A 20,462-nucleotide genomic window follows, 5' to 3' on the forward strand; every position below is an offset into this window, starting at 1 on the left:
GTGACGCTAGAAGCGATTCGACCGACCTGATGGGCCTTTCCAGACGCTTTCGAAAGAAGACCAAGCCGCGGCTTCCCGACGGCGTTCGCGTCTATGCCATCGGCGACGTGCACGGCCGCGCCGATTTGCTTCAATCGCTGTTAACCGTGATCGACGCCGATCTTGCCCGCTCCGCTCCCGGGCGGGCCATTCAGGTCTTTCTCGGCGACTATGTCGACCGCGGCCCGGACTCACGTGCCGTTCTTGATCTGTTGATCGAACGCTCGAAAACGCACGAGACGGTTTGCCTCAAGGGCAACCACGAGGTCTTCCTGCTCGAGGTGCTCAAGGACCCCGCCCGCTTGCAGGAGTGGCGCCACTATGGCGGCCTCTTGACGCTGGTCTCCTACGGCGTCACGCCGACCATGAATCCGTCCGCGGAGCAACAGGTCGAGCTGATCGAAGGACTGAAGCGCGCGCTGCCGCCGGAGCACCTCGCCTTCCTCAAGCAATTGCCCTCGTCCTTTACCTGCGGCGACTTCTTCTTCGTCCATGCCGGCGTCAAGCCTGGTGTCGCGCTCGAGCGCCAGAAGGATGAGGATCTGCTCTGGATCCGCGAGGAATTCCTCGCCTCCGAAGAGCGCTTCGGGAAATATATCGTCCACGGTCATACGCCCGTCAGCGTGCCCGATATTCGCCCGAACCGCATCAACATCGACACCGGCGCCTATGCGACCGGAAACTTGACGCTGTTGACGATCCAAGGCGATAGTCTGATGGCCATTTAAGATCCCACTTTCCTTTCAATCCCGCGTTCGCTCCGCCCTCACAGGCCTCGCCGATTTCAACATGAACCGCATGATCCTGCTTCGCGTCATCGGCATCTCCACTGCGATCGTGCTGGCGCTTCATGCCGGCATGGAATTCTACGGCGATCTCATACGACCGAACTTCCGCGCGAGCGATTTGTTCTCTGGCGAGATTCCACCCGACAAGGCCAAGCTGGCCGGCGGTGTTTTGGCATCGTTGTCGCTAGAGGGGGATCTGCTCGCGAATTACGCGGCGGCAATGGCCGCTGACGTTCTTCACCGCCCGTCAGCCGAAGCGGGCGAAAGGGCCAGCGAGAACAAGGCCGCCCAAGCCGCAGTCGTCGCAGCCTTGAAAGTCTCGCCGATCAGGCCCGCGCTCTGGCTCACGCTCGGCACGCTGCAGGCCCAGTCCGGCGAAACGGCCACGCCTGCGGTGAAGATGTCCTACTTGACCGGATCGGTGCCGATCGACGTTGCCTTCGCTCGCGTCCAGACCGTGACCTCGAGCGCAGCCGCAACGGACGAGGAGATCAAGCTGCTGGCGCAATCCGACATCCGGTCGGCGCTTGCCAACCGCTCTCGTTACGAGCCGCTGCTGATCGCGGCCTACGTGCAGGCAACTCCGCAAGGCAAGTCGCTGCTGCTCGAGACCACGAAGATCACCGATCCCAAATTCAACGAGATCCTGCGACGGTACTGAACTTCAGCGCACCGATTTCGGATTGACCGGCACAAAGTCCTGATCGCGGCGCGGTTGGTCGGATCGGCCCTGGTAGACGAACATGCCCTTCTTGGTCGTGACGATGTCGCCTCGTTGCAGGCTATCGTCGCGGAGGAGACGTTCGGTCGCGACGAGGTCCGGATCCTCCGGCATCGGCTTGTAGAGTTCGGGGTGTTCGCGCCGCTCGCGCGAGGCCTCCTTGGCCCGCCGACGTGCGTCCTCGATCCGCTGCCGCCATTCGTCGCGCGTGACCTCCGGCTCGCTTGGTGGAAGATAGTCGTTGAGCGAGGGCTCCGGCTCGGTCTGAGCGAGACACAGGGGCGCACTGGCGAGACCAAGACCGAGCGTACCGGCGACAATGATGACCGTCCGAGACAGCGCCCCAAGCCGCCGTCCGTCATCTGACAATTGGTCATGTCGAACGGTTCGCACGTTGATCACTCCAAAGACACATCATAGGGACGATGGGCCGGAAACTCTGGTCGCTTCAGTCTATATCTTTGCCAATTGCAAGGAAGCGAATTCGCGGGCAAGATTTCCGCTTTAGCTCCAAGGATTTTAGCCCGTGGTTCGCATTGTCGCTTTTCTGGTTTTGATCATCCTTCTTGGCGTGCAGCCGGCGAGACCCGGTCAGATCGAATACCCGCAAGTCATCCATACTCAATATGAAGCGGTCGATCAGAAGACCGGCGGGCACTTCGTGCTGTGGTCCGAGCGCGAGAAGATCTTCTACGGCCTCGATCAGAAGCTTTTTCCCGGCGCTCGCTACGTCGACATCACGCAGGTGACGCCGAGCGTCGGCTCGATCACGTTGACTTACGTCGAGGTCCGCACGGTTGGCAGCACCACCTCGGACTATCTGTACCTGGCTGGAAATGTCCGTTTCCGCGTTAGCGGCATGACGCTCAAATCAAGCAATTTCCCTGCCGGCGGCGGGATGACACCGAACGGGCAGTAATCGGACACCTGGCTTGGCGCCGTCGGGGGGCCGTCCCGCAAAAAATCGAAAAACAACCCCATGCACAGTAGCCGACATCAGCGAGATCAACTACTTACGCCTTTTCCGAAATTCGGATTGACTCGTCGGGCAAACCAGGCGCAGGATGGCATGGTCCACAGAGGCCGACGGATGATGTGATGGACCTGAGATCCCCGTCACAGGATCGACTCGAGGGCTGCAGCTCTGCCCTAAGGCCTCGTCAGATCATTGCTGCTAGCTTGCGACATCCCTTCGCGGAACTGCCGAGAATGCGTACACGACCGACATTGCTGTTAGGTGCTGCCATCGCGGCTTCTGTCGTGTCCGGCCCTGCGGCGCACGCCAGCCCACTCTGCATCAAGGAACGGACGCCGTTCGCGTTGTCGCACGATACGGTGAAATGGACGATGTCGATCGCGCCTGGCGCGGAGTGCATCCAGGGACTGCGCTGGTCGTACATGCAGATCTTCAAGGTATCGGTCGTGAGCGGACCATCACGGGGACAATTGGCGGTGGTTGGGTCCGGCTTCCGCTATTCGGCAGAAGCCGAGGCTGCCGGCAGCGACAAGTTCACGCTGCTGATCTCGGGCAAGAACCGTCAGGTTGCGGGGACATCGACACTGGAGGTCGAGGTCAATCCACAATAGCCGGCCCTGCGTCTTGGCGGGTGTTCAGCGCGACTAACGGCGGCTCGAGCCACTGCCCCGGGTTCTATTCCCATGATAGGGGCGGGCGTATCCGCCCCTCGTCACGGGCGGCTCGATCCGGCTCGGGATATTGGGCGTCGCGTTGGGGCGCGCGGGCTGCGACGGATTGACGATGGTCACGTTGCGGTTGGGCGTCGAAGGATCGTTGACGCCCTGAGCCCAGGCAGCGGCGGGCACAAGCAACGCAATGGCGATCAGAACTGGTCGTTTCATACGATATCTCCCGAGCATGAACGTCAGGGAGGTGATCACGGTTCCTTCACGCTTCGTTGGGTCGCAGCCTCAGCGGGGAACGGCAACCAGCTTGCCATCGCGCCAGACGCCTTGAGCCGACTTTCCAGCGGGCAGCCTGCCCGAGAGGTTCCGAACGGCGGTCGGTCGCGAGGCCGTCTGATTGGTCTGCGCCTTCTTCGTCGGCGTCGTGATGATGCTGGAGCTGGTGGTGTTGGCCTGGTCCTTGATTCCTTGTGCAGACGCCGGCTGAACCAGGAAGGCCAAGAATGTGATTGCTGTCAAAACGCCGCGCATGGTCAAACACCGGAATGAGGAGCTTGGCGAAATGTCACAGGTTTCCGCCCAAAAGCAAGCTCTTCGAGACAATTGCGCAGGACCTTTGCAGGCCGGATCCATCAGAGCGAGCCGCCGTAGCCGAAGGATACGGGGTGAAAAAACCTAGCGAAACAGCCTCATTCGGGCTACTTGATCGGCCTTGATGACCGACTCCGGTGAAACTGCGGCCAACGCTCCCTCGACGCAACAGATCAAAGCCGGGTTTATCCGTCTCCTGTCGAGCCGAATCCGCGCCGTATCCGACGATCCCCGGCAGATGCGGGAGATCGTCTACGAGCTCGCGCGCGTCAAGCTTCTGGAGCAATTCACGCACGCCGATGTGCGGGAATCTCGCGAGCTTCAGCAAGTTCTCGAACGTGCCATCAAGGAGGTCGAGCGTTCCTTCGAGCGCAGCGCCGCGTCGGAACCGCAAAAACTCGTCGCGGCAAGCGCCGCTCCGGTCCCCACAGCTGCCACTCCCCCGCCTGTTCCGATGTCGTCACCGCTATCGGCTGCGACGCCCACTCCGAAGGACACGGGAGCGCAGCGCCCCCCAGCCGCGCCGCCAGCTTCGCTCGACCAAACCAAACGGAAGGGCGTCTTCAAATCTCTGGTTCGATTGACCGCCATCCTCCTGCTCATTGGCGGGGCCGCGATCGTGGCTGTCTATTGGCCTAAGCTGAAGACGCAACTGACCGCATTGACGCAGATGGCGCGGCCGCCCGAGCGAGCACCGAACAGCCCGGAAACTCAGCCGACCGCCAGCCCGCCTCCCACGGGGGGCGAAACTGCTGAACGGACGCCGGATAGCCAGAAAGAGCCGGCGCAACCTGCACAACCCTCGATGCCCCTGCCGACGACGTTTGGAGTCTATGCCCTGAGCGAGGGCCAGCTCCATGAGCTCAAGTCGGTGCCGGGCAAGATTCCGGACCGCCGCGTCGCGATCTCCGCAGCCATCAGCACGCCGAGCGCGACGACATTGGCGGACGGCGACGTCAAATTCATCGTGTTCAGGCCCGATGGGGGTATCGATGCAAGCGGGACCGAAGTTCGGGTGATCGCGAAAGTCTCCCGCGCGATGGGCGTCGATGCCAGCGGGAAAGCGGCCATGGTCAGCGCCGGCGATTCCTGGGTCATCCGCAGCATGTCCTACCCCTACAAGGTAGGCCCGATCGACGATCAGTCGAGGATGCTATTGCTTCAACCAGAGCAAGACGGCTTTACGCTCGCTCCTGGTCGTTACATCGTGGTGGTCAAGGGCATGGGTTACGACTTCACGGTGGCCGGAACGATCACCGATCCCAATCAATGCGTCGAACGCATCAACGCGGCGAACGGCGCGTTCTACTCGCCCTGTCCGCCGCCCCGACGCTAGCCGAGCCCCGATTTCCTATTTGGCGGGCTTGCTGTCCTTCGCCTCCGCCGGCGCCTCGTCGACCTTGCCGTTGTTCGCGACGCATTTTTTGAAGTATTCGCGCTGATCCTTGGCCGTTCCCTTGGCGCTACCGGCCGCCGGGTTGCCGATTTGCCTGGGCGGAAAGGCCTTCGCCACCGCCGCTTCGCATGCGCGCGCCACTTCGACCGTGATGGCTGAAGCCGTTGCCGGCACAGCCAGTGTCAAAGCAGCCGCCAACCCAACCAATGTCCGCAAATTTTTGACCGGCACCTCTTTGCTCCTTCAATTCGTGAACGGTTGCCGGAACCATAGCAAAAAGGATCGAGGCACCAAACGGCAATCCGGCGCGGAATTGCCACGCGGTCTGCCCCGTGTGCGGCAGGGCTATTGTATATGATTCTTGACTGCGGCCTGAGCGCACGCCTCGTCCTTCGAGACGACGCTTGCGCGCCTCCTCAGGATGAGGCTAAGCGGCATAGGTTCTCGTTGAAACTAGCGCAGTGCGGCGGTCCTCATCCTGAGGGCCCGCCAACGGCGGGCGTCTCGAAGGATGGCAGAGCGCGCAGCAAGATCCTCAATACTAAAGCATGTTGGGATGAAGCTAGATCGCGGCAACGACAGGTGCACTCCCTCTCCCGCTTGCGGGAGAGGGTTGGGGAGAGGGTGTATCCTCAATGGGATAATCCCCAAGACGAGAAAGCCCTCACCCGGCGCTTCGCGCCGACCTCTCCCGCAAGCGGGAGAGGTGAACAACCCGCGGCAATCGATTCTACCTAAAGCCATTCCGCCTTAGCTGTTGAGCTGCGGCGGCTTGAAATCCGGAAAGCGCGTCAGCATTGCGGTCTTGACGAACTTCAGGTGAGCAATGCTGCTTGCCAATTCCTTGAGGCGGCGCTGGCCGTTGGAGATGTCGGCTGCAAAAAGATCCTGATGATGATTATCGAGCGGCTCCCGCTCGAGATATTCATCGGTGCCGTTTCCGAAGGTGACGGACGCACGCGCGAGGGCATCGTCAACACGCCGGTTGAGGCCGGCCTGCTCCCTCTCCGCCTCCTGCAATGCTGTTTCGATTGCCGCGAGGACGGCGCCGATCCTCGCACGGTCGGTCTCCGCATCACGCTCGACGGAGCGGGCTTTGAAGCCCTTGTCCTCTCGGCGGGAGCCGAGCAGGTTGTGCGCGCGTGCTCTCAGGAATAGCTGAAACATGTGGGCCATCCCCATTTTCGAGATCTAAGCCGCTACCATCGGTCAGACATAGTTAACAAAGCCTGAATCCTGCGTCCGTTCCGCCTGGCTTCGTGCGATCCACACCCGCCAAGCTCCTTCGTGCTTGGAATAAAGCTCAAGCCATCGAACGTCGTCAACCGCGGCGGCTCCCTTGCCCGTGCCGGTTTCGGCCACGATTTGCAGCGCCTGCGCCACCGCGACATCCAGCGCTTCGAATTCCGCCGTCTCCCCCAGCGACAGGCCGATCAGAACACGATGCCCTTGCGCATCAACGAAGTACCTGCGGGGCGCGTTGTGGCGTTGATCAATCATTTGAATGACCCTCGTTCATGATCCAAGGACCCGGAAGGTCCTTCAGATGCCGGCCATAGGTGCAAACAAACGCGATCAAAATGAGGGCGCAAGTCGTCGCGCCCAGCAACGCAATGAGATACGTCATCTATGCCTATCTGCGCGCCCCGGAAATCGAGGCGGCCAAATGCTCGTCATGAATTGATCGGTCTTAGGCTGCCTTTCCAAAGCGCTCAAGGTCGGCGACGAGTTAACCTAACCACACATGGTTATTTCGATTTCGCCCCGACGATTGAGTTGGGGCGCTCGCGTTCTACGATGACGAGGGCCGCTGGGTTCGGCCGGGCTCCATCGCGGCGGGGGTATAGGGTGCGTAAAGACGATATCGCGCCGATCGCTTCCGCGAACGCCACGCCCTTACACCATAGCCGCAGCAAAAGCCCGCTGCGAAAATCGAAATCAAAACCAAAAAAGCTAGCATCCGGAATGTTCCCACGTTTGCCGGAACGTTCCTCCCGCGCTCATTTCATCTTTTCGTTGTGTCGACTTCAAGATCGGTACCGCTGAAACTTTTGTCAGACGAAGATGAAGTTTGTGCAACGTGGTGCTTGAAGATTGGTCGGCGCGCGAGGGCATAAGGCGCGGAAAGAGGCGATGGTTCTTTTTACCAGAACTCGACAAGCCGACGCCATGAACCCTGGTTCATTTGGCGCGCCAAACCTTGATTGGCACGGCTGCTCGTGGAGCGCCTGATTGCCGCGGGCCGTTCACCTCTCCCGCTTGCGGGAGAGGAAGTGCACCTCCGTCGTTGCAGCGATCAGGCCTCATCTCATCACGTCGCGCGAAAACACCGTGGTTATACGGAGCGCCGCGTGCCGATTTCATCGCGGTAAGGTTGCCAGGTTAGCTTAATCCGCGTTGTTTGTTGCGAAGTCTAACCGATCGCATATCCATCTTCGCACCGGGCTCCCCAAGCCTGGCCCACCCAAGCGAAGCCGTCGAGCGAACATGGGTCGCTTGGCGGCTTTGTCGTTGTGTCGACGAGAGGATCATTTCGGTTATGGCGCGCAAGCCCTGGTCGTTTAAGGAAGATCGCCGGCTCATGGAGTTGGCCAAGTCTTCGGCTTCGCTGGAAGAGGCGGCGAAAGTTCTCGGACGCTCGCCTGATGCGATCAAGCGCATGGCCTTGCGGCTTGGCCTTTCGCTGAAGCCGAAGACCGGCAAGAAGAGCTAGTCCTGGAAACAGCTCGTCGCGGACGACAGCTGTCTTTGTCCGCCATGGCGGCAACATTTCTCTCCGAAGCCCCTGCAGCTTTTCGTCTTGCAGGACGGAACCAAAGCAACCACGAGATGTTGATCCAGACTTTGCCGCGAGGTCTGGCCGTGGTCCATTTTGTGATTTCCGCAATGCTGGTTTGGCTGGCGATCAACATCGCTTTCGTGGTGCTTCGGTTGCGGGCCACCCGCCATCCCGCCGCGCCCCACGTCCATAGGCCGAGCCTATCTTCTGCAGAGGCAATTCCCCTCCGCCATCGCCTCGGTCGGTGAGCATCGATCGATGCGTCCACGGACCGTCCGCTCGTTCAGTCTAAAACGCGATGCGATTAGGTTGAATCGTCATCGCGCGTTAGATTCTTGTTTAAGCGTGGGCTGTTCGGAAAACCGCCGCGCCTTCTCCAGATCAGGCGTTAATTGCGCGTCTTCTTCTGGGAGCCCATTCCGGGGCTGGTTCCGTAATTGGGCGTCCCCGTTCCCTTGAAAGCACCACCCATGCTGTCCGAGCCGGAGTTCGTCGCCGTGCCGCTGCGGGAGGTGGGCTGAGTGCCCGATGGCTGGTCTTTGGTTCCCTGCGCCCAGGCCGCGGAGCTTCCGACGACGAACGACAGGAGGAGGAGGCTTAACGTCCTGATCATACTGCTCAACTTTCCATGCTTGGGCCGCGCGACCATCAGTCAGGCAACCGCTCGTAGCCCTTCCGGACCGTCCGCCCGTTAAACCCTATCTTAGCCCCCGCTGGCTAGGATCAATTCCGAAGATCAGTCACCAAGATCAGTCACCAAGATCAGTCACCGAGCCTCTCCTGAATTCCGCCCGGACCGGATGAGACACCAGCGACCGAACCTTCCGTTTGTGGCGCTCGTGCTTGCGAGCACGATGGCGTTCGCCCTGGCGGGCCATTTGGCGGCAGAGGCCGTCATTCGCCACCAGCAGGCGCACCAGCTCAACGAGCTGACCGAGGTCGTTCTGCGCCGCTCCGAACTTGCGGTCGATTTTGCCGCGGCCAGCCTGGACGATCTCGCGAAGCGTGATCTTGCCAGCTGCGCGCCGGCGGCGCTTCAAGCCATCCGGCTCCAGGTCTACCAGCGCTCGGCCATCAAGGACGTCCGTCTCGTCAATCCGGACGGATCGGTGATCTGCTCGGCCTATTCCGAGACGCTCGAGTTCGACAAGGGATGGGCAGGTCGCCACGACATGCTGTCCTCGCACGACAAGGAGCTCTCGCTGTTCCGCGTGGAGCAATTCGGCGGCGACGCATTGGGCGTGCTCAGGGACGTCAATCGCAGCTCCGCGCTGGTCGCGATCGTCGGCATCAATGCCAATCTGTTCGATCTCATGCCCGCCGAGCTGCGCGCGCACAGCGAGGTCATCCTCGCCTTGAGCAATGGCGAGAAGCTCGGCGATTTCCGGCTCGATGCCGACAGGCCCCTGCGAGGGCCGATCAGCTTCGACAGGCATTCCACGCGCTTCCCGCTTCATGCCACGATCCGGCTCGAACAGGCGGTCCTTTCGAACTGGAACAGCGAGGCTTATTGGCCGGCGCTCGCAGTGTCCCTGGGACTTGGTATCCTTTTCGGCGTCCTGCTGGCACGCAGCCGGCGGATGGAAGGGCCGGTCGCCGATCTCGATCGCGGGCTCGCGGCCGGCGAATTCAAGCCGTACTACCAACCCATCTTCGACCTCAGGACGGGCAAGATCACGGGCTGCGAGATTCTGGCGCGCTGGGTTCGTCGGGACGGCTCGGTGGTGCCGCCGATGAACTTCATTCCGCTGGCCGAATCCAGCGGGCGCATCCAGGTGATGACCTGGCAGATCCTGAGATCGGCGCTCTCCGACCTGCGTCCCGTCCTGAGGGCGGACAAGACCTTCAAGATGTCGCTGAACGTCGTGCCCAAGCACCTGCTGAGTGCCGGCTTCATTGAAACGCTGCGTCGCACGGTTCTGACGGCCAGAGTCTCCGCACGCCAGGTCGTGGTCGAGGTCACCGAGCGCGACGAGCTCGACGATCTCGCGCGCGCCGCAGCAATCGTGACCGAGTTGCGTGACCATGGCTTCCGCGTCGCCATCGACGACGTCGGCGTTGGCCATAGCGGGCTGTCGCGGCTGAAAGGGCTCGGCGCCAACACGATCAAGATCGACAAATTCTTCGTCGACACCATCACCGTGGATGCATCGACCACAACGATCGTCGAGATGTTGGTCGCGCTCGCCAAGGACTTCCGAATGACTGTCGTCGCGGAAGGAATCGAGACTGAGGAGCAGCGCCGTGCCTTGATCGCGTCCGGCGTCGAGGAAGGACAGGGCTATCTCGTCGCCGCACCGCTCCCGTTTGCGAAATTCAGCGAGCTCCTCGATTCACGCCGCCGCTCCGCAAGCCCGGCGCCGGCCGGCGATGTCCTGGTAGCCTGACCATCTCCGCCGGACGGCATCCCTTTGCTCGCTGACGGAGCGCCTCCCGGGCCCCGATCGCGGCCAGGTTTTGGACGGTCCGCGCCTAGGGAGAACGACTAGGCGTTTTAACGATATTCTCGTCTTTCGAAGCGGAATGGACCCAAGTGGCTATGGTGGACCATGCGTCGAAATCACCTCATCGCAGCCGCAGGAATCTGCCTCGCCCTCATCGCCTATGCCACCTTGGCAAGGCTGGCGGGAAGGCCGGCGCTCATGGGGCATCACGAGGCCTACTGGATCGTGGTGATCGAGCGCTTCAGCGCCTATGGCCTGTTGGGCTTCCTGCTGGCCTTTCTGTTGCCCGGCCGGCTCGCTTTGGCGTGCTCGCTTGTCGTGGCAGTCGCAATGGGGCTGGAAGTCCTGCAAACGCTGACACCCGATCGTGACCCCGGCTTCCTGGACGTGCTGCAAAAGGCCGCGGGAGGCACCGTCGGTGTCATCCTCGCCCAGACGATCCTGGCCTTCCTGCCCCGGCCGCCAACCTGAAGCTCACGGCGCTGAAAATTTTTCCAGCGCCTACGGGACATGTCCCCTTACTTCATCATCTGCCCGCGCAGTTCACCGCCTGGGTTCGCGGCGGTATGTATGTTCGCGTACCACTTCCCGGCCAGCAGGTCCGCGGCCTGAGCGTCCGTGAGCGTGGCACTGCCCTGGATGGGGCTTTGGACCGTCTTGAACGGCAAAGCGATGCCGGCATTCTTGCCGGCTTCACCGGGACCATGAAAATGAGCTCCCATCGCGGGACCAGTCAGGCCTGCATACGTGACCGTATAGGTCAGGACTTTCGTCTGGGTGTCGAACGCAGCCTCGGCCTTGCCTGAACCGGAGGAGTTGTTCGGAGGCACTTCGTTGCTGCCCTTGAGGTCGGCCTGCAGCTTGACGACCTCCGCACGTGACGGCGCGGCTGTGACGATCAGCAGCCCGCCGAGCATCGCCGCTCCCAACATCGTCACGCCGACCCGATATTTGGCTTTCCTCATGGCATTCTCCTACCGGTCTTCAGGACCCGTTGCGGGTGAAACCCCGGCCTCCGGCTTTAATTCCGGAAGACCAGTCTATGCCTGATTCGCGAAAAGCTATCGGGGATCCCATCGGCGGCGCCTGGAGCGGCGAGCCCAAGGGTGTGAGGCGAAACGGGCTAAGCTGCGCCGCGCTCGCGGAACCCGGTCGGTGCCAGGAGTTCGGCCATTTGCCTATGCGTGCTCTGCAGCGCCTCGATGGCGCCGTCGAGATCGAAATCCGCTTCGCGGATTGATGCGAAGAACTTGGCCGTCAGCGCCAGATCGAGCTTGACGCGCGTTGCGCCGTCGCGGCTCTTGCGGCGGTCAAGCGACAAGTGCAGCGCCCGCAATCTGGCTTCTGCCGGCGTGCAGCCGCTGAGGGTCGCCAGTTCGTCGTAGGTCATCCAGATCTGAGGCATGTTCTCGTCCGTATTTTACAGCGCCCTCATCCTAGCTGTCCGCGCCTGAATGCACCGTTGCCGCGCCGCGGTCGCAGCCCGCTTCACAGCGATAGCGTCAACGCAAGACTAAGATACGGGAGGCCTGGAAGATGGAGGGAAATGGCGCGGCCGCGAACGGCTGTCGAGGCCTTTGGGCAATTTGTCATTGAGCTTCACGACGGCGCCTCGCGTTTCCACAGCCGGCGCGTCTTCCTGGCTGTAGATCAGCGTCACCTCGAACATCACGTCGGGCGCTTCCCTCGCCGTTCCCGAGCAGGTCGCCATCGCACCGTTGCACACGCCCGAGAGATTGACCTGGACCTCGTCAAGCCCGAACACCGTCGGCGGGCCGTCGGCATACCGCCGCGTGGTCAGGACAGCCGTGAAGCGCTGCTCGTCATCGAACCGATAGGAGCCGCCATAGGTGAAGAAGCTGTCGCTGCCGGAGATCCGTCCTTCCGCCAGATGCACGACGCCCGTGCCCTGGGCGCGCGGGGTCCTGAACCAGGCCGCGTATTTGCCGTCTCTCATGATGGAAACATCCGCCGTAAAATTCACTGGTATTTGCAACCAACTCTGGGGCGCGGCAATGACCGATGCGGCGAGCATTCCGCCACGGTTAACGCCCTGCAAAACCAACCCGTCAAATTGCCATCGCCGCACGAGGCGACATCGGCGGCACCGTTAGAACAATTCTATGCCGTCATCTGCGGTCTCGACCGCCTCGACCCGGCGCGTGGCGACGATCGACGCCAGTCCGAGTGTTTGCAGGACGTCGCGATGAACATCCCGTTCACGCTCCATCGTGTAGCGCGCGAAGAGATCGTCGAGTATCGCCTGATCCTGCACCTCCACCTGTAGCCGCTGCGCGCCCGCAGTCTCGAGCCGCATCGCGACCGCCGGCAAGGCCGCCGAGCTTTCGCCGAGCGCGGTCATCAGGCCCTGGGCCGAATTCATCAGCCGCTCGAATTCCGCGCCTTCGTCCACGAGCCGGCTCATCAACTTGCCGAGCCGTTCATTGCCGGCCTCGACCTCGCGCAGCGCCAGAAGGATCTGCGGCTCGAGCTTGGCGAGCTGGGTGGGATCACCCTGGACGCGAAGCTGCTTCAGCTCGCCGGCCGAGCGCTCGATGCCGTCGAGCACGGGCCTCAGGCGCCCGGCCCCCGCTGAGACCTGGTCGGCAGTCGCCTTGAGCTCGTTGGCGATGACGACGAAGGCGCTGCCGCGGCTGCCGAGATGGCTTGCCTTGAGGCCGGCATTCATTCCGATCAGCGTGATATCGACCGTCGCCTCGGCAAGCCCGGCGATTGCCTGGCGAAATTTTGCCAGCGTGTCCTCGACGATCGCGAGCGCCTCGTCGACCGCGCGGCCCGCACTCTCGCAGGTGCCGATCAGGGTCGACGCGTGCGCCAGCGTCTGCTTGATGCGTGTCAGGAACGACGACGAGCCGTCCTCCTCGCCGCCAAACAGCGTACGACCGTGGCCGACGACGCTGACTGCATCGTGCAGGATGGCGGTCAGCGCGCCGACGATCTGGCCGACGTCGCCGCCGAACTCGCGCTGGGCATCCCTTAGCTGTGCCGCCTGCAACTGGCAGATCGCGCGCATGCCGTGATCGCCCGGGACCGGTTCGGGGACGAGGCTTGACGCCGATTCCAACGCAAGGTTGAGGCCGTGCGACACGTGTTCGAGGCGCTGCCGCGTGCTGTCGCCTGCCTGCAGCGAGATGATCGCGCTGCCGACCGCCTCGGCGATCTTCCTGGTGCTGGAACTGGCGCGATCGGCCAGATGGCTGCTCTTGCTGCGCTGATCGCGCAATCCGGAATAGGCCGCGCCGAGTTCGGCGCTCTCCGACATCAGTTGAGCCCGATAACGGCTCTCGAACTCCTTCTGCCGGCCGGAGGCGGAGGCGACCGCCTCGGACAGGCGCTGCTGGTCCCGGGCGCAGCCTTCGATCGAGCGCTGCACCGACCTGCCGAGATCATAGGCTTCCTGGGTGAAGGCGAGAAAGCCCTCGCGGTCGCCCTCGAGCGAGGCCGCCTCGATCCGCGCGCTGCGCGCGATGATGGTGATCATCTGGATGTGCTTGAACAGCGGCTTGAGCAGCGAAGACGCCTCTGCCGTGCTCTTGCCGATCGTCTCCAAGAGGGCGCTCTCCGCCGGCAGCGTCTGCGCCAGCTCGCTCAGCCGCGCGGCGATCTCCTGCAGCGCCGTTGCAGCGCCCTCGATCTCCGCGCCGGAGAGCTCGCCCGAGAGCGTCGCGAGACCCTGGTTCAGCTCCTTGAAAATGAGGTGACCGCGTCCGAGTTCGCCACCCACGCGCGCGAAGACGTCCTCGATCCGCGAGGAGACGTCCTCGATCGCGGCAATTGCTTCAGCGAGCGTGTCGGCCGGAACGGGAGACATGGCCATCAACCTGCCACCGCGGCGTGCCCGGCCTGATACCAGAGCATGATCTCGCGCGGGATCTGATGCAGCGAAACGACCTTCTCGACACCGCCATGAGCGATAGCTTCCTTGGGCATGCCGAACACCACGCAGCTCTCCTCGTCCTGCGCCCGTGTCGAGGCGCCGAGCTTGCGCATCTCCAGCATCCCGCGCGCGCCGTCGTCGCCCATGCCGGTCATGATGACGCCGAGCGCGTTGGCGCCGGCGTGCTGGGCCGCCGAGCGGAACAACACGTCGACGGAGGGGCGATGCCGCGACACTGGCGGGCCGTCCTTGATCGCGATCTGGTAGCGCAGGCCGATGCGCTGGAGCAGCATGTGGCGGGCGCCTGGGGCGATATAGGCGCAGCCCGGAAGCACGGGCTCACCGTCCTCGGCCTCCTTGACCCTGATCTGACAGACGGTGTCGAGACGTCTGGCAAAGGCCGCGGTGAAGCCTGCCGGCATGTGCTGGACGATGACGATCGGCGGACAGTGTGGCGGCAGCATTTCGAGGACATCGTTGAGCGCTTCGGTGCCGCCCGTCGACGCACCGACGCAGACGATGCGTTCCGTCGTCGGCCGAACCCTGCCCTGCACCGGCGGCGGGATGATCGCGTCGGCCGTCAGCTTCTTCTCGATCGCCCGTCGCTCGGAACGCGGACGAACCCGCGCGCGCGCCGCCGACTTCACGGCCTCGCGCAGCCGCGTCGAGCATTCGAGCAGCGCCTGCCGCGTGTCGATCTTCGGTTTCGGCACGATGTCGACCGCGCCGGCCTCGAACGCCTCGAACATCACGTTCGAGCCCTCTTCGGTCAACGAAGAGCAGATAATCACGGGGATTGGGCGCTGCGCCATGATCTTGCGCAGGAACGTCATGCCGTCCATGCGCGGCATTTCCAGGTCGAGGATCATGACGTCGGGGATCTCGTTCTGGAGGCGTCGCGCCGCCGCGAACGGATCGGCAGCCGCTCCCATCACCTCGATCTCAGGGTCGTCGTTGAGGATCGTCTGCAGGATTTGGCGAACCGACGCCGAATCGTCCACGATCAGCACGCGAACTTTCTCCCTCGGCATCTCGTTGCGCTCCGGCTAGACCTGGAAAATGGTTGGCTGAACTTGCTTCAGCCCAGGCACGGCACTGTGAATCATCGATTCCGAATGTCCGACCAGCAGATAGCCGCCCGGACGCAAATGGCTGCACAATTGCTCGACCACCTTGCGCTGGGTCTCGCGCTCGAAATAGATCAGGACGTTGCGGCAGAAGATGATATCGACGTCACGATCGACGGGGTAGGATTTGTCCATGAGGTTCATCCTCATGAAATGCACCATTTTCCGCAATTCCGGCACGACCCGCACCTCACCGCGCGACTTGTCCCGCGACGACCAAAAATATCGTTTCGCGAATTGCTCCGGCACTGGCGCGAGCACGTCGCGGGTGTAGATCGCCGTCTTGGCCAGGCGCAGCACCGCGGTCGAGATGTCGGTCCCGAGAATGCGGTACTGGAAACGTGAGCCGTTCCGCGTCATGTCGTCCAGCACCATCGCTGTCGTATAGGCTTCCATGCCCGTGGAGCTCGCCGAGCTCCAGATCTTGAGGTTCGCACTCTTACGGCCATGCGATTTGAGCAAAGCGGGGATCGCGATATCCTGCAGGAAAGTGAAGTGCTGCGGCTCGCGGAAGAAATCGGTCTTGTTGGTCGTCACCACATCGATGAGATGGGTGAGCTCGGTATCGAAATGATCCGCCTCGAACAGGTTCTCGACATATTCGTTGAGGCCGGAAAAGTTGAGCGCGCGCACGCGCTTGTGCAGCCGCCCCTCCAGCATCAGCCGCTTGCCCTGCGGCAGCTTGATGCCGACCTGGCCCTCGATCAATTGGGCGATGGTCCGGAAGTGGCGGTCCGACAGATGCACGGCGGTATCCTGCACGGCGGGCATCATGGCCGCCCGCTCCGATCCGGGATGGCCACCTGTACTGAATGCCGGGCCGTACGGGCCATCTTCGATCCTAAGCCTTGACGTAACCGTTGAAAGCGAACCGGTTCACCGCCTCAGGGCGGGCCGGTCCGCAAGAGTTCCGAGGAGTCCTAGCGCTGGAAATCGGCGTCTCGATCATCCTCGCCGTCATGCATGTCGAAGGCGAAGCCACCACCAGCAACCTTCAGGGCGCGCACCGGCTTGCCTTGCGGCCTCTTGGCCGGCCGCTCGGCGGCCGCCATCGTCGCCGCCTTGGTCCGCAACTGATTGATCGCCCGGTCGATCGGCGCAGCCGCATGGCCCGTTCCGCCTTGCTCGATGCGGAAATAGGCGATGGTGGACTGGAGCTGTTCGGCCTGCGAAGCGAGCTCCTCCGAGGTCGAGGACACCTGCTCGGAGGCACTGGCGTTCTGCTGGCCCACCTTGTCGAGCTGCTGGATCGCCTGGTTGATCTGGGCCGAGCCGACGTCCTGCTCGCGGCAGGCCGCGGTGATTTCCTCGACCAGCTCGGCGGTCTTCTTGATATCCGGAACGAGCTTGGAGAGCATCGCGCCGGCCTCCTGCGCCACCTTCACGGTGTCGACCGAGAGCGTGCCGATCTCGGCGGCGGCGGCCTGGCTGCGCTCGGCAAGCTTGCGCACTTCGGAGGCGACCACCGCAAAGCCCTTGCCGTGCTCGCCGGCGCGGGCGGCCTCGACCGCGGCGTTGAGCGCGAGCAGATCGGTCTGGCGCGCGATCTCCTGCACGATCGTGATCTTCTCGGCGATGGTCTGCATCGCATTGACCGCCCGGCCGACCGCAGCACCGCTGGCCTCGGCATCCTTGGCCGACTGCGCGGCGATCTTCTCGGTCTGGTTGGCGTTGTCGGCGTTCTGCTTCACGTTCGAAGCCATCTCCTCCATCGAGGAGGAGGCTTCCTCGGCGGACGAGGCCTGCTCGGTCGCGCCCTGCGACAGCTGCTCGGCGCTGGCCGAGAGCTCCTGGCTGCCGGCCGAGACGTTCTGCGCCGCCGTCAGGGCTTCCGACACGATCTGGCGAAGCTTCTCCACCATGCGCTGGAGCGCGAGGCCGAGCGTGTCCTTGTCCGACAGCGGCTTGGCCTCGACCGTGAGATTGCCCTGCGCGATCTCGTTGGCGACGGCCGCAGTGGCGTTCAGATTGGCGGTCATCGCGTTCAGGGATTTGACGAGATCGCCGATCTCGTCGTTGCTGGAAGCATCGATCTTGTGGCTGAGATCGCCGATCGCGACGGCATCCGCAAGATCGACGGCCTTGGCGAGCGACCGGCTGATGTTGATCGAGATCCAGACCGCGCTAATCGCGGCAACGATGAGCGATACGACGACGAGGACGATGAGAATCAACTGGGCGCGGCGGCTGTCTTCGTTGGACTGCACAGCCTGCTCGGCCATTTGCCTCTTCGTATTCGCGACATAGGCTCCCATCGCCTCCGTCGCGTCTGCGACCACCTTGCGCCCGTCGCCCATCGAGCGCTCCGTGGCCTTGGTCTTGTCCGTCTTTGCCAGCCTGATCGTCTCTTCCTGGTAGACGTTCATCCTGGCGTAGGCACTCGTAAAGTTGTCGAGCAGTTTCTTGCCACCCTCGCTCGCGAGCGAGTGGACCTCGTCCTTGATCCTCGTTGCTTCCTCGCGGAGCTTGGCGGCGTTCATCGCGAATTCGTCGGCTTCGCTTGGCGTTCCCAGGATTGCGTTCTTTTCCGCCCTGACCTGCTGCCAAATGATCTTCTCGACTTCGGATGCCTTCTCCATCCGCTTGGCCCGAAGCACCATGGAATCTGCGGTCGCGGCCATGTCGGCCAACTTCATATAGCTTACGGCGCCTGCCACAATGAACAGAAGGATGACCAGGCCGAAGGCGCTGGCAAGCTTGGCTTTGACGGTGAATCTCATGTCAGTCTCGTTGTTTCGAATTGGGGTGGTTACGCGTGTCCACGCTTCACTCTTACAAACTCAGGCGGCGCGAGGCGCATCCGTGCCGGCGTCGCGTCCTTCCGGAATCTTGTCGTTCGCCATCAGCTTGGCGAGATCGAAGATTACGACGAACTTCTCGCCCTTGCGGCCGATGCCGGCGGCGTAGTCTGACTGCCACTTACCGCCAACCTCGGGAATCGGCTCGATCGCCTGCTCGTCGATGTCGGTGACCTCGAACACGCAGTCGGCGACGAAGCCCACGCCGACCAGGCGATCCTTCATCGGGACGTCGAGAATGATGATGCGGGTCGCTTCCGTGGCGGCAACGGTCGGCAGGCCGAGCTTCTTCCTGAGATCGACGATCGGATAGCCGCTGCCGCGCACGTCGATCATGCCGAGCAGAAAGTCCGGCGCGTGCGGAAGCCGCGAGATCGGCCGCATGTCGAGAATTTCGCGGACGTTGCGGATGCTGATGCCGAACGTCTCGCCGGCGAGCCCGAGCGTCAGATATTGCGAAGTTGCGGCCATGATGCAGTCCGGGTTCCGAAGATTTGGAAATGAGCGGTCCGGCGCGAGGCCGGACCGGTTGATCAGCGTTGGAATTCGGCGTCGCGGTCGTCTTCGCCGTCATGCATGTCGAAGGCGAAGCCCCCGCCACCGGCGACCTTCATCGCACGTGCCGGCTTGCGGACAGGCGTCGGCGTCTTCGGGCCGCGATCGACAGCCGCCATGTGCGCAGCCTTGGCGCGAAGCTGGCCGACGGCGCGGTCGATCGGCGCGGGCGCGGAGCCCTCGCCGCGGCCCGCCTGCTCGATCCGGAAGAACGAGATGGTCGACTGGAGCTGCTCGGCCTGGGAAGCGAGTTCTTCCGATGTCGAAGACACCTGCTCGGAGGCGCTGGCATTCTGCTGGCCGACCTTGTCGAGCTGCTGGATCGCCTGGTTGATCTGGGCCGATCCGACGTCCTGCTCGCGGCAAGCCGCGGTGATCTCCTGCACCAGCTCGGCGGTCTTCTTGATATCGGGCACGAGCTTGGACAGCATCTCGCCGGCTTCGCGGGCGACCTTCACGGTCTCGGTCGAGAGCGTTCCGATCTCGGCGGCGGCAGCCTGGCTGCGTTCGGCAAGCTTGCGGACTTCGGAGGCGACGACCGCAAAGCCCTTGCCATGCTCGCCGGCGCGCGCGGCCTCGACCGCCGCGTTGAGCGCAAGCAGGTCGGTTTGCCGTGCGATCTCCTGCACGATCGTGATCTTCTCGGCGATCGTCTGCATCGCTTCGACGGCACGGCCCACGGCGGCACCGCTGGATTCGGCGTCCCTCGCCGATTGCGCGGCGATCTTCTCGGTTTGGTTGGCGTTGTCGGCGTTCTGCTTCACGTTCGAAGCCATCTCCTCCATCGAAGACGAGGCTTCCTCGGCCGAGGAGGCTTGTTCGGTGGCGCCCTGCGAAAGTTGCTCCGAACTCGCGGAGAGCTCCTGGCTGCCGGCGGAGACGTTCTGCGCCGCGGTGAGCGCTTCGGCGACGATCTGCCGGAGCTTCTCGACCATTGTATTCAAGGACCTGACGAGATCGCCAATCTCGTCGTTGCTGGCGGAAGGAATGGTCCGGCTGAGATCGCCCTCGGCGACCGATCCGGCAAGACCGACCGCCCGGCCGAGCGACCGACTGATCGAGATCGAGATCCAGAGCGCCGCCCCGACCGCAACCGCCAGGGAGATGCCGATCAGCGCCATCAGCAGGAATTGCGCCTGGTGCCCCTCTGCCTTGGATTGGACGGCCTGCTCGGCCATCTGCCTCTTCGTATTGGCGACATAGGCGCCCATGGATTCCATCGCGTCTGCAACGACCTTGCGGCCGTCACCCATCGAGCGCTCCATGGCCTTCGACTTGTCCGTCTTGGCCAGCCTGATCGTCTCTTCCTGATACGCATTCATCCTGGCGTAGGTCGCCGCAAAGCTGTCCAGCAGCTTCCTGCCCGCTTCGCTCGCGAGCGCGTAGACCTCATCCCTGGTCTTCGTCGCCTCCTCGCGAAGCCTGGCCGCATCCGCCGCAAACTGCTCGGCCTGGGCTTCCGTTCCGAGAATCGAATTCTTCTCGGCGCGCAGCTGGAGCAGGATGTCCTTTTCGATCTGCGTCGCCTTCTCCATCCGGTTTGCGCGCAGGACCATGCTGTCGGCAGTCGCCATCATGTCGCCGAGCTTCATGTAGGCCACACCGCCCGCGACCCCGGACAACACGATGATCACGCCGAACGCACTGGCAAGCTTTGCCTTGACGGTGAATCTCATTTCCAG

The 20,462-nt window shown here is 62.9% G+C and carries 23 protein-coding genes; 8 read left to right on the plus strand and 15 right to left on the minus strand.

The window, feature by feature from the left end; all coding sequences use genetic code 11:
- The first annotated feature begins 29 nt into the window (after positions 1–29).
- Positions 30–767, plus strand: coding sequence for a metallophosphoesterase family protein (locus IVB26_RS31315; RefSeq protein WP_247968888.1), 738 nt, complete (start codon positions 30–32; stop codon positions 765–767).
- A 61-nt stretch (positions 768–828) separates the two neighbouring features.
- Positions 829–1,488: a hypothetical protein gene (locus tag IVB26_RS31320; protein WP_247968889.1), complete on the plus strand. Its 660-nt coding sequence runs from the start codon at positions 829–831 to the stop codon at positions 1,486–1,488.
- A 3-nt stretch (positions 1,489–1,491) separates the two neighbouring features.
- On the opposite strand, the gene IVB26_RS31325 is transcribed toward IVB26_RS31320, so the two are convergent.
- Positions 1,492–1,941, minus strand: coding sequence for a hypothetical protein (locus tag IVB26_RS31325; protein ID WP_247968890.1), 450 nt, complete (start codon positions 1,939–1,941; stop codon positions 1,492–1,494).
- Between the two features lie 133 nt (positions 1,942–2,074).
- Between IVB26_RS31325 and IVB26_RS31330 the strand changes: the two genes are divergently transcribed.
- Together IVB26_RS31330 and IVB26_RS31335 are read left to right on the plus strand one after the other, a co-directional pair.
- Positions 2,075–2,467, plus strand: coding sequence for a hypothetical protein (locus IVB26_RS31330; RefSeq protein WP_247968891.1), 393 nt, complete (start codon positions 2,075–2,077; stop codon positions 2,465–2,467).
- Positions 2,468–2,757: 290 nt separating this feature from the next.
- Positions 2,758–3,135, plus strand: a complete 378-nt coding sequence (locus tag IVB26_RS31335) for an Ig-like domain-containing protein (protein ID WP_247968892.1) — start codon at positions 2,758–2,760, stop codon at positions 3,133–3,135.
- A gap of 33 nt (positions 3,136–3,168) precedes the next feature.
- Here the strand turns inward: IVB26_RS31335 and IVB26_RS31340 are convergent, their stop codons facing one another.
- Both IVB26_RS31340 and IVB26_RS31345 read right to left on the minus strand, forming a co-directional pair.
- A complete protein-coding gene (locus IVB26_RS31340) occupies positions 3,169–3,408 on the minus strand; it encodes a hypothetical protein (RefSeq protein ID WP_247968893.1) in 240 nt (79 codons plus the stop codon).
- A 69-nt stretch (positions 3,409–3,477) separates the two neighbouring features.
- Complete coding sequence (locus tag IVB26_RS31345) at positions 3,478–3,723, minus strand: hypothetical protein (protein WP_247968894.1); 246 nt, start codon at positions 3,721–3,723, stop codon at positions 3,478–3,480.
- 184 nt (positions 3,724–3,907) lie between these two features.
- On the opposite strand from IVB26_RS31345, the gene IVB26_RS31350 reads away from it, so the two are divergent.
- Complete coding sequence (locus IVB26_RS31350; RefSeq protein WP_247973318.1) at positions 3,908–5,119, plus strand: hypothetical protein; 1,212 nt, start codon at positions 3,908–3,910, stop codon at positions 5,117–5,119.
- A 15-nt stretch (positions 5,120–5,134) separates the two neighbouring features.
- Here IVB26_RS31350 and IVB26_RS31355 read toward each other — a convergent pair whose 3' ends face one another.
- From IVB26_RS31355 to IVB26_RS31365, 3 genes are all read right to left on the minus strand, one after another.
- Positions 5,135–5,410: a hypothetical protein gene (locus tag IVB26_RS31355; RefSeq protein ID WP_247968895.1), complete on the minus strand. Its 276-nt coding sequence runs from the start codon at positions 5,408–5,410 to the stop codon at positions 5,135–5,137.
- Positions 5,411–5,929: 519 nt separating this feature from the next.
- A complete protein-coding gene (locus IVB26_RS31360; RefSeq protein ID WP_246921122.1) occupies positions 5,930–6,346 on the minus strand; it encodes a hypothetical protein in 417 nt (138 codons plus the stop codon).
- A 42-nt stretch (positions 6,347–6,388) separates the two neighbouring features.
- Positions 6,389–6,679: a hypothetical protein gene (locus tag IVB26_RS31365; RefSeq protein WP_247968896.1), complete on the minus strand. Its 291-nt coding sequence runs from the start codon at positions 6,677–6,679 to the stop codon at positions 6,389–6,391.
- 1,081 nt (positions 6,680–7,760) lie between these two features.
- Between IVB26_RS31365 and IVB26_RS43050 the strand changes: the two genes are divergently transcribed.
- The 3 genes from IVB26_RS43050 (at position 7,761) to IVB26_RS31375 (ending at position 10,873) form a co-directional block, all read left to right on the plus strand.
- Entirely contained in the window at positions 7,761–7,892 is a 132-nt protein-coding gene (locus IVB26_RS43050) for a hypothetical protein (protein WP_256468928.1), read from the plus strand.
- 866 nt (positions 7,893–8,758) lie between these two features.
- The gene (locus IVB26_RS31370; RefSeq protein ID WP_458309296.1) at positions 8,759–10,345 is read left to right on the plus strand and encodes an EAL domain-containing protein; all 1,587 of its coding nucleotides are present in this window, start codon (positions 8,759–8,761) and stop codon (positions 10,343–10,345) included.
- Positions 10,346–10,507: 162 nt separating this feature from the next.
- A complete protein-coding gene (locus tag IVB26_RS31375; RefSeq protein ID WP_246921177.1) occupies positions 10,508–10,873 on the plus strand; it encodes a VanZ family protein in 366 nt (121 codons plus the stop codon).
- A 47-nt stretch (positions 10,874–10,920) separates the two neighbouring features.
- Here the strand turns inward: IVB26_RS31375 and IVB26_RS31380 are convergent, their stop codons facing one another.
- The 9 genes from IVB26_RS31380 to IVB26_RS31420 all read right to left on the minus strand — a co-directional run bounded on the left by IVB26_RS31380 (position 10,921) and on the right by IVB26_RS31420 (position 20,456).
- A complete protein-coding gene (locus IVB26_RS31380; protein WP_247968898.1) occupies positions 10,921–11,367 on the minus strand; it encodes a CHRD domain-containing protein in 447 nt (148 codons plus the stop codon).
- A gap of 158 nt (positions 11,368–11,525) precedes the next feature.
- Entirely contained in the window at positions 11,526–11,807 is a 282-nt protein-coding gene (locus tag IVB26_RS31385; protein ID WP_309486793.1) for a hypothetical protein, read from the minus strand.
- Positions 11,808–11,915: 108 nt separating this feature from the next.
- Entirely contained in the window at positions 11,916–12,362 is a 447-nt protein-coding gene (locus IVB26_RS31390) for a hypothetical protein (protein WP_247973319.1), read from the minus strand.
- Between the two features lie 150 nt (positions 12,363–12,512).
- Positions 12,513–14,234 carry a chemotaxis protein gene (locus IVB26_RS31395; RefSeq protein ID WP_247968899.1) on the minus strand — a complete coding sequence of 574 codons (1,722 nt, stop codon included), beginning with the start codon at positions 14,232–14,234 and terminating at the stop codon, positions 12,513–12,515.
- A gap of 5 nt (positions 14,235–14,239) precedes the next feature.
- Entirely contained in the window at positions 14,240–15,331 is a 1,092-nt protein-coding gene (locus tag IVB26_RS31400; protein ID WP_247968900.1) for a protein-glutamate methylesterase/protein-glutamine glutaminase, read from the minus strand.
- 15 nt (positions 15,332–15,346) lie between these two features.
- Positions 15,347–16,201, minus strand: a complete 855-nt coding sequence (locus tag IVB26_RS31405; RefSeq protein WP_247968901.1) for a CheR family methyltransferase — start codon at positions 16,199–16,201, stop codon at positions 15,347–15,349.
- Between the two features lie 146 nt (positions 16,202–16,347).
- The gene (locus tag IVB26_RS31410; RefSeq protein WP_247968902.1) at positions 16,348–18,147 is read right to left on the minus strand and encodes a methyl-accepting chemotaxis protein; all 1,800 of its coding nucleotides are present in this window, start codon (positions 18,145–18,147) and stop codon (positions 16,348–16,350) included.
- 60 nt (positions 18,148–18,207) lie between these two features.
- Positions 18,208–18,696: a chemotaxis protein CheW gene (locus IVB26_RS31415; RefSeq protein ID WP_246932285.1), complete on the minus strand. Its 489-nt coding sequence runs from the start codon at positions 18,694–18,696 to the stop codon at positions 18,208–18,210.
- A gap of 62 nt (positions 18,697–18,758) precedes the next feature.
- Positions 18,759–20,456: a methyl-accepting chemotaxis protein gene (locus IVB26_RS31420; protein ID WP_247968903.1), complete on the minus strand. Its 1,698-nt coding sequence runs from the start codon at positions 20,454–20,456 to the stop codon at positions 18,759–18,761.
- Positions 20,457–20,462: the final 6 nt, after the last annotated feature.

Origin of the sequence: Bradyrhizobium sp. 195 (assembly GCF_023101665.1) — a bacterium.
Taxonomy (GTDB): Bacteria; Pseudomonadota; Alphaproteobacteria; order Rhizobiales; family Xanthobacteraceae; genus Bradyrhizobium.